The 15,739-nt window shown below is 57.8% G+C and carries 12 protein-coding genes and 1 tRNA gene; 7 read left to right on the top strand and 6 right to left on the bottom strand.

Features of this window, described 5'->3' with window-relative positions:
- Positions 1–613: 613 nt before the first annotated feature.
- Positions 614–687 (bottom strand) — tRNA-Arg (locus CEPID_RS09535).
- 199 nt (positions 688–886) lie between these two features.
- Here CEPID_RS09535 and CEPID_RS09530 point away from each other — a divergent pair.
- The 5 genes from CEPID_RS09530 to CEPID_RS09510 all read left to right on the top strand — a co-directional run bounded on the left by CEPID_RS09530 (position 887) and on the right by CEPID_RS09510 (position 6,698).
- Complete coding sequence (locus tag CEPID_RS09530) at positions 887–2,875, top strand: cytochrome c oxidase assembly protein (protein WP_047241480.1); 1,989 nt, start codon at positions 887–889, stop codon at positions 2,873–2,875.
- A 186-nt stretch (positions 2,876–3,061) separates the two neighbouring features.
- Positions 3,062–3,640 (top strand): single-stranded DNA-binding protein, encoded by a 579-nt coding sequence (locus tag CEPID_RS12545; protein WP_052843499.1) that lies wholly within the window; start codon positions 3,062–3,064, stop codon positions 3,638–3,640.
- 112 nt (positions 3,641–3,752) lie between these two features.
- Positions 3,753–5,423: an energy-dependent translational throttle protein EttA gene (gene ettA / locus CEPID_RS09520; RefSeq protein ID WP_047240778.1), complete on the top strand. Its 1,671-nt coding sequence runs from the start codon at positions 3,753–3,755 to the stop codon at positions 5,421–5,423.
- Positions 5,424–5,592: 169 nt separating this feature from the next.
- On the top strand, positions 5,593–6,096 hold the full coding sequence (locus CEPID_RS09515) for an acyl-CoA thioesterase (protein ID WP_052843497.1): 504 nt from the start codon (positions 5,593–5,595) through the stop codon (positions 6,094–6,096).
- Entirely contained in the window at positions 6,093–6,698 is a 606-nt protein-coding gene (locus CEPID_RS09510; RefSeq protein ID WP_047240776.1) for a hypothetical protein, read from the top strand. The genes CEPID_RS09515 and CEPID_RS09510 overlap by 4 nt, the downstream gene beginning before the upstream one ends.
- A gap of 19 nt (positions 6,699–6,717) precedes the next feature.
- Here CEPID_RS09510 and CEPID_RS09505 read toward each other — a convergent pair whose 3' ends face one another.
- The 3 genes from CEPID_RS09505 to CEPID_RS09495 all read right to left on the bottom strand — a co-directional run bounded on the left by CEPID_RS09505 (position 6,718) and on the right by CEPID_RS09495 (position 8,730).
- Positions 6,718–7,098 carry a globin gene (locus tag CEPID_RS09505; protein ID WP_047240775.1) on the bottom strand — a complete coding sequence of 127 codons (381 nt, stop codon included), beginning with the start codon at positions 7,096–7,098 and terminating at the stop codon, positions 6,718–6,720.
- A gap of 10 nt (positions 7,099–7,108) precedes the next feature.
- Positions 7,109–8,035: a mechanosensitive ion channel family protein gene (locus tag CEPID_RS09500; RefSeq protein WP_236684232.1), complete on the bottom strand. Its 927-nt coding sequence runs from the start codon at positions 8,033–8,035 to the stop codon at positions 7,109–7,111.
- Positions 8,036–8,193: 158 nt separating this feature from the next.
- Entirely contained in the window at positions 8,194–8,730 is a 537-nt protein-coding gene (locus CEPID_RS09495; RefSeq protein WP_083984433.1) for a lipoprotein LpqH, read from the bottom strand.
- Positions 8,731–8,858: 128 nt separating this feature from the next.
- On the opposite strand from CEPID_RS09495, the gene CEPID_RS09490 reads away from it, so the two are divergent.
- A complete protein-coding gene (locus CEPID_RS09490; RefSeq protein WP_052843494.1) occupies positions 8,859–11,501 on the top strand; it encodes a choice-of-anchor M domain-containing protein in 2,643 nt (880 codons plus the stop codon).
- A 90-nt stretch (positions 11,502–11,591) separates the two neighbouring features.
- On the opposite strand, the gene pepN is transcribed toward CEPID_RS09490, so the two are convergent.
- Entirely contained in the window at positions 11,592–14,171 is a 2,580-nt protein-coding gene (pepN, locus tag CEPID_RS09485; RefSeq protein ID WP_047240772.1) for an aminopeptidase N, read from the bottom strand.
- 195 nt (positions 14,172–14,366) lie between these two features.
- Here pepN and CEPID_RS09480 point away from each other — a divergent pair, with 195 nt between their 5' ends.
- A complete protein-coding gene (locus tag CEPID_RS09480) occupies positions 14,367–14,981 on the top strand; it encodes a mycothiol-dependent nitroreductase Rv2466c family protein (RefSeq protein WP_047240771.1) in 615 nt (204 codons plus the stop codon).
- Between the two features lie 7 nt (positions 14,982–14,988).
- Here the strand turns inward: CEPID_RS09480 and CEPID_RS09475 are convergent, their stop codons facing one another.
- Positions 14,989–15,714, bottom strand: a complete 726-nt coding sequence (locus CEPID_RS09475; protein ID WP_047240770.1) for an HNH endonuclease family protein — start codon at positions 15,712–15,714, stop codon at positions 14,989–14,991.
- Between the last annotated feature and the right edge of the window lie 25 nt (positions 15,715–15,739).

Below are 15,739 nucleotides of genomic sequence, written 5' to 3'. Positions count from 1 at the left end.
TGCCGGCCGTCAACATAGTCAAGCAACTGCATAAGCCTGTTATACAAGGCCGCATCCGGCCCATCCGGGATGAACGCTACACGCTGCCGCCCCACCTTGATGACGCCTTTGTCGATATCACGCGCATCACGTAGATGAATTCCACACGCATCAGCGGCATCTTTTCGCCCTAACGCACCAATTCGAAGCTGCAAATAAGCACACCGGCGCGAGGTTGCCGCAGCACGCCGCCCATGAGGATTACGCGTCCATAACCCCAGATCGATGCCCACTCGGTAGACAACCGAGCTGCCCAGCTGGCAGTGACGGACTATATCCATCGGCGCCCAGCCTCGAAGCCACAACGAAGCAATCTGCTCGTATTGTTTAGACGACGTAGTAACCCGTGAACGAACAGGTAGCGCCAACCGGTGCGCCAACGCATACGCCACGCTATCAGGCAACCCAGTACTACGCGCTGCCGCGCGAACCGAGCTACCAGCTCGTACCAAGCTGGAAAACCTGTCAACAACAACCGGATCAGGATCCCATACCGACCCCATGAAAACACCTCACAACAATCAGGTGTTTCCACGACCACTAGAATCCGCCCTGAAACCCTCTCATGAAAAAGCCCCCCCTGCAGGATTCGAACCTGCGACCTTACGGGTAGAAGCCGTCTGCTCTGATCCGCTGAGCTAAGGAGGGTCTTCTTGGTTGGCCCGTTGAAGCGGTAACCAAGCAAGAAAATTCTAGCGCATAGCCTTGCGGAGATCGTATTCGTGGTGCCACTTCGGCATTAACTTGATGAGCGGTTAGGGTAGAAGCCATGGTTAATCCTCAGGTAAGTGGCGAACGTACCCCTACAAGCTACCCGGTTGTGCTGTCTGGCCAAGCGCGTGGCTCGATGTGGTTGTATGTGTTTTTCGCAGTCACCGCTGGTGTGGTGGGCGCGTGGATTTCGCTGGTGTATCTCGGCGAGTCCCTCGCTGCACTAGGCATCCCCGATCCTGGGCCTTTGACGACGGCAGGCTTGCCGTTCTTCCGTTCGGCGGGGCTGATGGTGGCGTCGTTGGGGGTGGGGTCTTTTGTAGCGTCGGCCTTCTTACTGAAGCCTAAAGATTCTGATTTGGCTCGGACGTCGCTAAGCGCGGATGGAACTCTGGCTGCCCGCACGGCCGCGGTGTCCATGTTGTGCTTTGCGCTGATCAGCCAGTTGATGGTGCCGATGTACCTGTCGGATGTGTCTGGCGAGCCCTTGGCGAATACGCTGAATCCGGCTCGGTGGCCGGCGGCGATTGAGCTGGTATCTACAAGCTTGGCCTGGCAGGTTACTGCGGTGTTTGCGCTGGTGACGGGGGTGGCCGCGCTGACTACCTACCGGTGGATGTGGCAGCCCGTCTTCCTGGTGGGAGCCTTGCTTTCCCTGGTGCCTCTTGGGTTGGAGGGGCACTCTGCGACGGGTGGCGACCACGACTTCGGAACCAATTCTTATCTGTGGCACTTGATGTTCATGGCGCTGTGGGTAGGCGGGCTGATGGCCTTGATTGCGCACGGGCGTCGAAAAGGCCCTGGCATGGCTGTGGCGGTGCGTCGTTACTCGGCGCTCGCCCTGGTTTCGGTCCTGGTCATGGCGGCATCCGGCGTGATTAACGCCAGCATCCGCATGAACCTTTCGGATCTGCTGACCACAAGCTACGGCTGGCTCATCACCGCGAAAACAATCGGCGTGGTGGTTTTGGCTTTGTTTGGGTTTGTGCATCGAAAGCTCACGATTCCGAAACTCGCGACGCAACCGGGGCTGTTTCGGCAGATAGCCGTAGTGGAAGTACTGGTGATGGGGGCGATTACGGGTGTCGCGATCTCGCTGGGCCGCACGCCCCCGCCGCCGCCACGCAATATCCGGCTCAACCAAATGGTGATTGATCTGGGGTATGAGCTCTACGAGCGCCCCACCATCACCAACGTGTGGACCATGTGGCGTTTCGACATCGTCTTCGGCGCCGCCGCCCTGATTTTCGCAGCTGGCTACCTTTGGGCGGTATGGCGCGTGCATCGTCAAGGTGGACAGTGGCCGATCATACGTACAGTGTGGTTCCTGTTGGGCTGCCTGACACTCCTGATTACGATGTGCTCAGGCATCGGGATGACGATCCCGGCAATGTTCTCCATGCACATGATCGGGCACATGATCTTGTCGATGGGCGTGCCACTCGGCTGGGTGCTCGGCGGGCCTGTCACCTTGTTCTTGCAGGCGCTGAAGCCATCCCCGGAAAACCCAGGCCCCCGCGAATGGCTCGAGGTAGCAGTGGACAATCCTGCGGTCAGGTTCCTCACTAAGCCGGCGGTCAACACAATCCAATTCGTGGTGTTCTTCTACATCCTTTACGTCACGCCACTGTATGAGTTGATGATCTCCGAACACGCAGGCCACCTCATCATGAACGTGGTGTTCCTCTGGTCCGGCACGCTCTATTTCTGGGAGTTGATCGGGGTAGACCCCGTCCCAGAGCCCACCTCGCCGGTAGCCCGGGCTGCCTGGTTGACCGGCTCCATGCCGTTCCACCTGTTCTTCGGCGTCTACCTGATGATGCTCCGGGAAGTCCTCGGCTACGACTTCTACCTCAACCTTGGACTGCCGTGGACCGATGACTTGTTGCGTGACCAGCAGGTCGGCGGCGGCATCGGTTGGGGTTCTGGCCAGTTCCCGCTGCTCATCGTGTGGGCGGTGTTGATTTGGAACTGGTACACCGACGATGCCCGCCAAGCTCGTGTCTATGACCGGAAGGCAGCCGAAACCGGTGAAGTAGACCTCGACGACTACAATGCGCAGCTCGCAGCCTACCAATCCGGAAAGAACCCTCAAGCCGACTACTACGGCAAAACCTTCGATTAAAGCAAAGCTTGTCGACGCCCGCCCCTGCCCTCCGCGTCCCTGGGAAGAACCTCTGTGGATAACCACGGTTATCCACATTCTCGGAGTCGATAGCAGCGGCGGGTTTCTTGCTTTCTGGCATGGTGACAACGGCTGCAGCGCGTGCTTTCGCTGCGGCCTCATCAACCACACAAAAGGAGAACAACCATGCCACAATATCCAATCACTTTGACCGGCAACATTGTCAGCGAGCCCATTAAGCGACGCGTGAGCGAAGATGCCGAGGTAGTTCGGTTCCGCTTGGCCTGTTCCAGCGCGCGCCAGGATGGCAATGGAAACTGGCAGAACTACAACCAGCTCTTTATCGAAGTTGAGGCCTGGAACAACCTCGGAATGAACACCTTCATGTCTGCTGCGAAAGGCAGCAGCGTTATCGTTTCCGGATTCCTGATGTCCAGCGAGTGGATGCAAGACGGGCAGCGCCAATTCAAGACCTATGTCAAAGCAACCCACATTGGTTTGGACTTGAATAAGTACATGGTGGTAGCGACGGAATTCGGGCCACAGCGACGCAAACAAATGCTGGAGGAGCTCGACGCCAAGTTCAAGGCCCAATTGGTAACGGTTACGACGGCAGCGGAAGGAGCTGCTTCGGAACCGGTCAATGAGTCGGCTGCAGCTGCACCCGCGACTGATCTGCCGGAGGAAGAGCCCCCTTTTGACGATCCCGAACACCAGGATTGCCTGGGGGAGGACTCGCCAGAGATGGCGCAGCACTCCGCCTAGTGGTGTTCGGGGAAGGTGGGCGTCGATAAAGCACGGTCGGCGCCCACTCCAGAGAGTCGTCATGTACCCTTTAGGGGACTTAAATTCTGGACTCTCTATATAAGGGGAAAACGTGGGCGAGTTCATCTACACGATGAAGAACGTGCGCAAAGCACATGGCGAGAAGGTCATTCTCGATAACGTGACAATGGCCTTTTACCCAGGTGCCAAGATTGGTGTTGTTGGACCTAACGGTGCTGGTAAGTCCTCGATCCTGAAGATTATGGCCGGCATTGATCAGCCTTCCAACGGCGAGGCTTTCCTGGATCCAGGCGCAACTGTCGGCATCTTGCTGCAGGAGCCACCTCTGAACGAGGAAAAGACGGTCCGCGAGAACGTCGAAGAGGGCCTGGGAGAAATCTTCGAAAAGAAGCAGCGCTTCGAGGCCATCGCCGAGGAAATGGCAACTAACTACACCGACGAGCTCATGGAAGAAATGGGCAAGTTGCAGGAAGAACTCGACGCAGCTGACGCGTGGGAAATCGACTCCAAGATTGAGCAGGCAATGGACGCGCTGCGTTGCCCGCCTTCCGATGCGCCGGTTACTAACCTTTCTGGTGGCGAGCGTCGTCGCGTAGCCCTGGCCAAGCTGTTGCTTTCTGAGCCTGACCTGCTGCTTCTCGACGAGCCTACGAACCACTTGGATGCGGAGTCGGTGCTCTGGTTGGAAAAGCACCTCGCTGACTACAAGGGCGCTGTCCTTGCCGTTACCCACGACCGTTACTTCCTCGATCACGTGGCCGGTTGGATCTGTGAAGTTGACCGCGGCAAGCTCTACCCATACGAAGGCAACTACTCCACCTACCTGGAGAAGAAGGCAGAGCGCCTTGAGGTTGCTGGTAAGAAGGACCAGAAGCTGCAAAAGCGCCTGAAGGAAGAACTGGCCTGGGTGCGTTCTGGTGCCAAGGCTCGTCAGGCTAAGAACAAGGCTCGTCTGGATCGCTACGAAGAGATGGCAGCCGAAGCTGAGAAGTACAAGAAGCTTGACTTCGAAGAAATTCAGATCCCGACGCCACCTCGCCTGGGCAACCAGGTTGTTGAGGTCAAGGATCTGGACAAGGGTTTCGATGGTCGCGTTCTGATCAAGGATCTTTCCTTCACGTTGCCTCGTAACGGCATCGTCGGCGTGATTGGCCCGAACGGTGTGGGTAAGTCCACCCTGTTCAAGACCATCGTGGGCCTGGAACAACCGGATGCCGGCGAGGTCAAGGTTGGCCAGACCGTACAGCTGTCCTACGTGGACCAGGGACGTGAAAACATCGATCCAGAAAAGACTGTCTGGGAAGTTGTTTCCGACGGCCTGGACTACATCGTCGTTGGCCAGAACGAAATGCCATCCCGCGCGTACCTGTCAGCGTTCGGGTTCAAGGGCCCGGACCAGCAGAAGCCATCGAAGGTGCTCTCCGGCGGTGAGCGCAACCGTCTCAACCTAGCGCTGACCCTGAAGCAGGGCGGAAACCTGATCCTCCTGGACGAGCCAACCAACGACCTGGACGTGGAGACCCTGTCTTCCCTGGAAAATGCGTTGCAAAACTTCCCAGGTTGTGCCGTGGTCATTTCGCACGACCGCTGGTTCCTAGACCGTACCTGTACCCACATCCTGGCGTGGGAAGGCAACATCGAAGAAGGACAGTGGTTCTGGTTTGAAGGAAACTTCGAGGATTACGAAAAGAACAAGGTTGAGCGCCTCGGTGCAGATGCAGCCCGTCCGTCTCGTGTGACGCACCGCAAGCTGACCCGCTAATGCCGGACCGATATATAGAGGATTCGCTGCTGACCAACACAGGCTGGTGGCGAATCCTTTTTGGTTTAAAACCGACTAACCCCAAAGGTTGTTAGCCTGCGCGCTTGGGTTCAAAAGTCACTAGGCTAGACGTGTTGAAAATTACGCTTTGGGAAACCGGAGGAATGACTTGTCTGAGAGCACTGAGAGCCGGTTAGGAAACGGCCCGATCCACATCACCAAAATTCCAGTCCGGTGGGGTGACTTCGACCGATTCGGCCATATCAACAACGCCTCTTACATTGAAATCGCACAAGAAGCACGCGCAGTCTTCGCCATGGAAGAGTTTGTGGAGCGTGGCCATGCCATGCCGGCCGCCTACGTGCGATCCATGAAAATCGATTACGTTAGCTCCATCATGCCGGATACGGCAGAAGTGATCGTCGAAACGCAAGTGATTCATATTGGGCGGACGTCGTTTACTACGGTCCAGCAGCTCAAAGACCGTCATGGCACCATCGCTTGCATCATTGAATGCGTGCAGATCGTGGTCGATTTGGTTAGTGGTTCTCCTCGTCCCATTGCGGAGCACGAGCGAAAAGTTCTCATTAGCGTTTCCACGCCGGATGCAGCGCTCGCGGCAGGGGAGCCTGCTGCCGAGGGAACTGACGACACCACAGATATTAAAGAATGACCGTTTTCAATATCACCTCGGGTCAGCATGGTTTACACGCTCTGCTAACCCGGGCTGTAGCCCTGCAAAGTGATGCTGTTGCTCGGATACAACTCTTGCCGAATGGCGATTGTGAGGTATTTGTCACTACGCCCTTCGACGTTATTGCGTCGAGGCGTGTCACAGCGGAACTAACCGGGCAAGAATCGATCTTTCCTGCAAGTGAGCTGCTGGCCGGCGCGCTCACTAAGTCGATCCCGAATTCCTGGCCCGGAGCGTTGCCACCGGTGGGGAAATTCGAACAGCTCGACATCATCCCCGTGGATGTCGTGCATCAGTTGCTGGACCAAGGCAAAGACCTTGCTCGCAGCTTCTCCGGGCCGTTGGGCCCGCCGAAGTCGCTCCTGGACCAAGAGGTATTGCAGGTCAGTGGCGGTGGGAAAACCGCCGCGGTGACCATGCGGATGATTTTTGCCTGTAATTCTTTAGGTCTCATTCCCGGGCGTGCTGCCCGTCCAGAGATTCCACGTCATGTTCGTGTTGCCGTAGCTGGGCGTTGGGTGCGGCTCGACGCACCGTTCGGCTCGGTGTATCAATCCCAGGGGCTAAGCCTGCTGATCTAGGAGCCGCAACCAGAGCTCACTAGTCGGGGCGGTTAATGAGCATCGCAGCCACCCGTTCCATGTGCTCCCACATGGCGGCGCGGTGGGTGTCGTCAAGCGTGGTTTCTGGGATCTGGTCGAGGGAATTCTTCATCAGCTCGAGCCAGCGGATTGCTGCGTCTCTATTCACGTGGAAGTGTGCGTGGCGCATCCGCAGGCGCGGGTGTCCGCGTTGCTCGGAAAAGGTTTGTGGCCCTCCCCAGTATTGGGCGAGGAACCAGGCGAGGCGGTCGCGAGCTCCCGCCATGTCCTCTGGGGGATACATTGGGCCGAGGATGTCGTCGTCGGGAATCTGTGCGTAGAAGCCGTCGACAATTGCATCGAAAGTAGGTTGGCCACCAACCTCGTCGTAAAACGTCATGTCTGCCAGCTTATTCGTTTGGTTGGGGTTGGGAATTGCGCAGGGTGAACGCGGGCTTGATTCCTGCAGTGTGGAGGTTGGAAACGATGTGTTCGTACATCGTGCGCTGAACGTGCCATTGCTGGCCAGGCTCGGTCTTTACGCGCACGCGAATGGTGAGGTAGTCGACGTCGACTTTGGCAACGCCGTCCATGACCGGTTCTGCCTGCAATAGCGGAGCGATGTCTTCGAGAGCTGCTGCGCGTTCGGTGGCCGCCATGATCTCCTGTTTTGCGGTTTCCACGTCATTGTCCAGGCCGATTGGGATATCGATGCGGGCGAAAGCATAACCCTGGCTGAAATTACCAATCCGCAGTATTTCCCCGTTGCGAACGAACCAGACGGTGCCGTCGAGATCGCGAATCGTGGTTAGGCGTAGGCTGACATCCTCAACAGTGCCGGAAATCTTGCCGACGTCAATGACATCACCCACGCCGTACTGGTCCTCTAGCAGCATAAACACGCCGGAAAGGAAGTCTTTGACCAGGCTTTGAGCGCCAAAACCTAGGGCTACGCCAACCACGCCCGCCGAGGCGATCAGTGGGGCGACATTGATCCCAATGGTGGCGAGTACGTCTATGAGGACCCACAACCAAATCACAATATTGACCGCAGATTTAAACACTCCTGCCAGCGTTCGGATGCGTGCCTCACGCCGCACGTCGACAGTCGCGGTTACCGCCTTTTCTTGCTGGCGGGTGGGACCAAAACTTGGCAGACGAGGTGGCGAATCAATGGCATGCTGGGCGAATTTGTCCACCAGCCTTTTCGACGCCCAATGCAGCGCCAGCGCGACCACCAGCGTTAACACGATGTGTAGAGGTCGGTCAACCAACCACATTTGGGTGGTGGGGTTATCCCACCAGGAACTGATATCGGTAGTACCTGTCTTTATCATGCTTGTGTCAACCATCAGCGTCTAAGATAGTCCAAACCTTTGGTTCTGGCAGATGCGGAGGCGCTGGGGCTGGCGGGCTTTTCGAGTCGTGAACAGCTAGTCGCCCATCGCTCTGCACAGCCCTGACTTCCGGTGGCGCAACGTGGCAGTAAATGAACTTATGGGCACTCGAATGTCATCAGGAAGGTCATGGGCATTTCTCCAGATTGGGTATTGGCTTTGCGTACACCTGGAGCTTGGCCTTCCAAGGTGAACACGGGCCCTTGCTGGGTGAGCGTCGCCGTGCCAGCTCCAGCAGTGAGCGTCAGTGTGTCTTCAGGATCTGAGATGGTCACGTCGGTGACCTTCCCGGCGTCGATAATTGCGCTGGCCACGGTTTTGGAGCCAATGTTGCCGAGGATGACGGTCATGCGCTCTTGTTGTCTGGTGCAAATTGCTGGGGAGTTCGCTGGGAGGATTTCGAACCCGTTGAGCATGGCATAGCCGGAGGTGTTCTTGGTATCAACCTCGACAATGGGGACTGCTGGGGTGGTGGTTTCGACCGCGTTGGTGCTGGGGTCGTCCGATGATTGACTGCAGCTGGTGAGGGAGAGAGCAGTAGCGGAGACGACGAGGGCTGTGACGGCAACGTGGCGTGGCATGGGTTCCTTCGGGTGCGGTGAGAGCACGTAGAACTTGTGCGGCTGGTAAGGCATGTTCGTTTATCTATGAAACTACTGGGTGCGGGGGTAGGAAGGAAAATCACGGCTACTTAAATTGACAATAATTTCCACCTGGGATTAATTTGGGAGCTGCTATAAATAAACATTGTCATTAAGGATGCGTGTTGAAAACAATAAGCAGTGCGCTGGCTGCCACCACAGCTTCGGTAGCTCTCCTCTTTTCGCAGGCTCCCGCGGTTGCGGGGCCCAACGATCAACTCACTGTGGCCACGGCTGGTCACATCGACTCCCCAAAGGTGTACTGGGATCCGTCCCGCAACACGTTTTCGTTGAAGTCAGAATTCAAGGGTCAAGAACTCCCTGTTGAAGAAACCGTCAATTGGTTCGGGAAAGGCAACCCTGACGACGGCATCCAATATGTGTACCAAGTGGCCGACGACCCCCGGCTGGATTTCCTGGGCAAACCGGGCGATCTGCTCTACCTCGGCCCTGCAACGCCGAGCGGAGAATACCCTATTTGGCTGGGATTCGGCGCGGACATCGGCATTCCGACAGAAAAGTTCCGCGACAACTCTTTCACCCTCGATCTCGTGGGCTTCGATGGCCCAGGTCGAATGGAACAATTTAACTACAGCGATGCAGACTTTCCCGTGTTGCGGTTGCTGTCTAGCCACGATGCTGGCCGTCGGAGCACGTGGATTGCGCCGGGTACGCACACTCACAATGCGACTACCTTCACCAAACCAGGTAACTACCGGTTGACCTACCGTGCCTCCGCACGCACCACCGACGGCGCGATCGTGGCTTCCGAACCTCAGACCGTAACTTGGCAAGTCGGTGGCACCCAACCAAGCAAAAGTGGGTTGGGCGATGTCCGAGCAGCCTTCGACGCAGCACCCGCAACTGGCTCACCAATGAAGTCTGAGCTGCGGATCGCACCGGGCGACGAAGCAGCGCACCTCACTGATCTCATCTTCAGCACGGGAAACACCAAAGATTCTGGCACCGCTGTCTTCTACATAGACGGTTTCTACCTTGCCGAAGTGCCCGTGAATGCAGGGACGGCAACGTGGAGCGAGATGATTGGTTCCGCTCAATCGAACTTCCAGGTGGTATTCGTCCCAGATTCCAGTAGTGAAAGTCCACGGTGGGTATCCAGCCCGGTCGCCTATGCAGCTACCACTGGCTCAGCAAGTACCACTGATGAAGGCACGTTCCCAGAGCCGAAGACTGAAGATCCGGCCCCGGCGTTCGACGACGCATTCAAACAGCTTGACGACCGCAGCGTCCTCATCCACACGCAGCCCTACCCGGTAGGCGAGAGCATGGTGGAGATCTCTGCAGTACCTGCCGATGATCGCATCTCTTTCCGAGTGGTCGGTGGCTACTACGATTCCGAAACTGATGAATACCCTTCGTGTGTCTTCGACTTCGTTTCTGTGCCAGGCAAACGCAGCAGCATCGAATCCCGCGACTTCTGTGATTCCCCAGCTGGTGTGCTCAAAATGCGCCTCGTTCCGGATTCGCTTACGGACGCCGGCGCCACCGAATTCGTGCACCATCTCAGCGAATCCATGGAAGCCGACGGAGATGCCGAATTCGCTGTCGCGGCAGCCGCGCCCGTAGTCCCTTCGACATCCTCCAGCACCACCCCGCCAGCGACCAGCACTGCGGCACCATCCGTGGAGCCGACGCCCATGGGCCTGGATGTCACCCGCGTCCAACTTGGCAGTGGCCACATAGACCTTGGGCCCGTGCTTATCGACGACGCGGTGCGCATAGCCCTCGGCGACGACACTGGCCTCATCACCAAAACTCATACATTGCGAGACCCCGGTGCTGTTGACATTGTGATTGGTGATTCCGCCCGGGTCGACCTGGCAAAGCAACCGAAGGTCGTCGAAAAGCTGCCGTTCTTGAAAGCAGCCGGAGGGGAAGTGTGGACGCTGTCGCAAACCCAGCAACAGGGCCTGCCGTGGCCCGGATTTTCTTCCGAGAAGCTTCCGGATGTCGATGGCAAGGAGCTGGAGTTTGAGTTGTTGCCGGAGTCAATGCCTGACGGGGCGCAATGGTGGGCATTCACCACAGGACTTGGTGGCTTGCAAGAAATGCTGGTCAACTCCACGGACAAGCATTCTTTCACGCGTACCGGGGCGATCCACCTGCACAACAACTGGGTGTTTTCCAAGCCAGGCACGTACACCATGCAGATGCGGGTGCGCGCTATAGATGGGTCGTTTGAAACACCAGAAGCATTCGTTCGATTTGTCGTGGGGGAGGCCGCTGAGCCACAACCTATGCCGAGCGAACTGACCACCGCTGCGCCGGCACCGAGCGAGCCGACTACGACAGTGGAACCAAGCCCGACCACTGTGACACCAGCGCCGAGCGAAGCTGGTGGTACCCAGAAACCCGGCTCGGACAACCGCTTGGAATTGCTCGGGTGGGGCCTGGGTGCGGCAGCATTGCTACCAGGTATTCTGCGGTTGGGACATGACGACGCCACAACATCGTCGGACTCCCGTGGTTCCGCCGGGGCTAACAACCCAGCACACAAGGACTCCATGCAGCACAACCCTGTGAAGCCGGACCAACAACCGGAGCCGAAGAATGGGCAGAAACCAGCAGCACATAAGGCAAATGTTGATGCCAAAGCAGGCCCAGCAGCACAGGCAACCTCGGGAAAAAGGGGGCAGCTAGCGGCCACCGGTGCCAACGCAATGTTGCTAGGTGGTCTTGCGATGCTCCTGCTTGGTGCAGGTTTCGCAGCGATCTCCCTCGGCATGGTGCGTAGCCGCCGCTAGGCAGTCACGCAGCACTCCACACAAATGGCTCCGACCCTGCTCAATGCGAGCGGAGACGGAGCCATTAATTATGTGACTAACCAGCTTGAGTTAGCCAGCTGCGTCGATCTTGCGGTTGCGCAGCGCGCGGGCAATGCGGTCACGGTTCTCCGAGACCACACGCACCAAACCGGAGACGTGGTCTGATGCCAAGAAGTCGTCGGCACGCTGCAGGCCTTCCTCGGAAATATCCCAGCTTGGGAAAATGCCGTTCAGCGTTGCCAGCGCCACCTCGGAGGAGGCCTGTGCCCAAAATTTGTCAGCGAGGGCGAAGTAGCGCTCGTTGAACTGTTGCAAACTGTCGGCAGCACCGGCAAAGTTGAGGCCCTCGATTTTGTGGCGAGTTGCCAGATTTGACAGCGGCTTCGATAGATCGGTGAGCTCAGCGAATACGGATGCCTTGTTCTCCTCGGTTTTGATGGCCGCGGTGGCTCGCCAAGCGGAATTCTGGCCGGCAGCGGAAGGATCACGCTGCTGCTCGGCAGCAATAGCCTCAGCTGGATTGGCGATCTCACCGGCCGCGATCAGGGCGGTCAGCGCCCACCAACGCAGGTCAGCGTCGACAACCAGCCCAGCAGGTGCCTGGCCAGCCAGAATCGACTCGAAGTAGGAAATAGCCCGGGCGTTCGGACGTACCTTGGCCAGTGCCTGTGCAAACGCCAACTGGAAGTCCGATCCTGGCTCGGCGTTCTCCACACCATCGAGCAAGATATCAGCCAGCATGTCTCGGCCGGTCGCATCTACCCACACTGGATCCGCGTAGGCAGAAACTGCTGTTGTCGCCTGCAACAACACCCGCTCCAGCACTGCAATCTCGGTTTCAGCCAGAGCACCAGCGCCTACCAAGGCGACGAAGTCGCGGGCCTTCATCTCGCCGGCGCGTGTCATCTCCCATGCCGCGGACCAGCACAAGGTGCGTGGCATGGGATCCGCGATGCGGCCAATGTTTTCCACCACGAAATCTAGGGATGCCGGATCGAGGCCGAGGATACAGTAGGTGAGGTCGTCGTCATTGACCAGAACCAGGTCAGCGGCTTCTTTGCCAATCAGGTTGGCGACTTCGGTTAATTCACCAGCAACGTCGAGCTCTTCGCGGTGGACGCGTACCACCTGGTCGTCGACAAGCTTGTAGAGGCCGACTGCAATGCGGTGCGTGCGCAGCTCTCCCGCGCCGGGCTGTGCGCCGGATTGTGTGATTGCGAACGACGTGTACTTGCCGTTTTCGACGCTAAACTGCGGGGACAACCGGTTGACGCCGGTGGTCTTGAGCCACTGATCTGCCCAGCCGGAAAGATCACGGCCGGAGGCTTCCGCGAACGCGCCGAGCAGGTCATCGAAAGTAGCGTTGCCGAAAGCGTGACGAGCGAAGTGACGTCGCACCCCGGCCAAGAATGCCTCGCGTCCAACATAGGCCTGCAGCTGTTTGAGCACCGAAGACCCCTTGGCGTAGGTGATGCCGTCAAAGTTTTGCTCGACAGTTTCGATGTCGGTGGCGTCAGCTGTGATGGGGTGGGTCGAAGGCAGCATGTCCTGCTGGTATGCCCAGGACTTCTCTACGTTTGCGAAAGTGACCCAAGCGGTGTCGTACTCGGTTTCCTCGGCTTGGGAGATCGCGGCAGACCAGGTTGCGAAGGATTCGTTAAGCCAGAGGTCATCCCACCACTGCATGGTGACCAAATCTCCGAACCACATGTGCGCCATTTCGTGCAGCACGGTGTCGCATCGACGTTCGTAGCGGTAGCGCGTGACCTTGGAAGTAAACACGTACTCATCGCGGAAGGTCACGCAACCGGCGTTTTCCATCGCGCCCATGTTGAATTCCGGAACGAAAAGCTGATCATACTTGCCGAACGGGTAGGCGTAGCCGAAGTTGCGGTGGTACCAATCAAAGCCCTGCTTCGTCTCGGTGAAGAGCCGGTCCGCATCGAGAGATTCCGCGATGGATTCGCGGCAGTAGATCGCCATCGGGATTTCCACCTCGTGTGGCTGGTCACCTGGGGTCTCCGGGTGGTGAGTCAGCTGGCCACGCCATACGTCGCGCACCTCGAAGTAAGGTCCAGCGCATACGGCAACGAGGTAGGTGGAGAGCAGGTAGTCAACCTCGGCGGTGTGGTGAAGGTATCCACCTTCCACGGAGCTAGTTGCCGCCGCGTTGGTGATGAACTTCCAGTCCGCTGGCGTCAACGCAGAAATTGAGTAGGTTGCCTTGAGATCTGGCTGATCGAAGCAGGCGAACATTCGCTTAGCGTCTGCGGTTTCAAACTGTGTGTACAGGTATGGTTTACCGTCCGCTGGGTCAGTAAAACGGTGGAGCCCCTGACCTGTGTGCGAGTAGGGGATGGTGGCGTCTACGACGAGCTCGTATTCGCCCGGAGTGAGGCCAGTGAGTGGAATTCCAGTTTCGGGGTCATAGGAAAACTGCAGTTCGGCACCGTTGAGGGCGGCCGTAGCTTCCGACGCCCGCAGGTCAATGAAAGTATCGCCAGCCTGAGTAACCTCAAACTTTACGACGGTCCGGGAGCCGAAGCTTTCCTCTCCCTGGGTGAGATCGAGGGTGATGTCATAATGCTGCGTGCGCAGCATGGCAGAACGTTCTTGAGCTTCGGCCCTGGTCAAATTAATCGACGTCAAGTTAAGGGTCCTTTCAAATGGAAAAGAAATGTGATTTGCCTACTGCAAACTTACTAGTGTGGGCACGAACACGAAACTACTACCCGTTGCTGCCGCAAGTGCTGGGAGTTTTGCGAAGAGAAAAGCGCGCACAACTTTGTGTGGGCGGGCCTACAATGGGGCCGGAAAACGCACATCTACCTTAAGGAGTACCGCGTGGAAAAGGTTAAGTTCTGGTTCGACGTGTCCTGCCCATTTTGCTGGGTCACCTCACGATGGATCAAAGAGGTCGAGCAAGTTCGTGACGTGGAGGTGCAATGGGTACCTATGTCGCTGGCTGTGCTCAACGACGGCCGTGACCTCGACCCCAACTACATGAAGAAGATGGAAGCGAACTGGGGTCCCGCGCGCGTGTTCGCGGCTGTCGCCACCGAACATCCAGACAAAGTCGATGCGCTCTACACTGCACTGGGAACCGCTATCCATCCTGGTGGAAACGGCGGACGTTCCGGCTTTGGTGGCTATGACGATCTCATCCCAGCAGCGCTCGCTGAAGTTGGGCTACCTGCAGAGTTAGCTGAAGTTGCTAACACTACTGAGTGGGATGACGCGCTGCGTGAGTTCCACGGCAGCGCCATGGCTGAGGTGGGCGACGATGTCGGAACACCGGTCCTGAAATTTGGGGATACCGCTTTCTTTGGCCCGGTGCTTACTCGAATCCCACGTGGCGAGGAAGCCGGTCGAATCTTTGACCACGCCGTCGGGCTGGCAAGTTTCCCTTCTTTCTTCGAAATCAAGCGCAGCCGTACCGAGTCGCCGAAGTTCGACTAGGTAACTTTTACGGGCACTGTGCCAGAATCCGGCCGATAGCTTCCTTTTCTGGTGCAGTGACCCACAGCTGGTACTTGGTTTTCACCTCGACCTGGCGGCTTACGTAAGTGCATCTAAACGCCTTATTGCGAGGGAGCCACGTGGCGGCATCTCTGTCGCCCTTCTGTTGGTTGGCAGCCCCGTCGACTGCTAGTAGATTGAGTGGATCGTTGGCCAGGTTTCGGCGTTGGTCGTCGCTCAGCTGCTGTGCTCCGGTCTGCCACGCATTGGAAAGCGCGACCACATGGTCAATTTGAACGGCGCTGGACGTGGCCTTTCCGCGGGTAAAAGCGATCTCGGTGGCGGTGTACGGGTCATGCAGGATGCCGCTGAGCACCACGCACCCGCGCGTGCCCTCCTTCAGGATGGTGCCAGTCAGATCGCGGCGCAAAATATCGTTGCGAGTATCGCAACCGTTGTGCCCAAACTCCACCACAACGTCGTCGCTCCACGCCTGCCCAAACTTCTCGCGGCTGTAACCGGTTTTCGGCGCCCGACCCTTCACAGGCAAAGCATTGAGTGCCGCCATGCTTTGCGACGCCGGGCTGGCGCTAGGAGTGATGCCAGGGGCGTCGCCAGTGCCGACGCTGGCAGGGATAGTGCCCTGCGAACTCAGGGCGCTGGCGCAGGCCTGCGTGCCTCCCACTAGGGTTACCGAAACGACGGTGAGCAGGGAAATAACGGTGCGACGCACGCTGATGAGCTCCTCACATGGCTGC

Source organism: Corynebacterium epidermidicanis (genome assembly GCF_001021025.1).
GTDB lineage: Bacteria > Actinomycetota > Actinomycetes > Mycobacteriales > Mycobacteriaceae > Corynebacterium > Corynebacterium epidermidicanis.
This window is presented reverse-complemented; position numbering and strand designations above follow the sequence as displayed.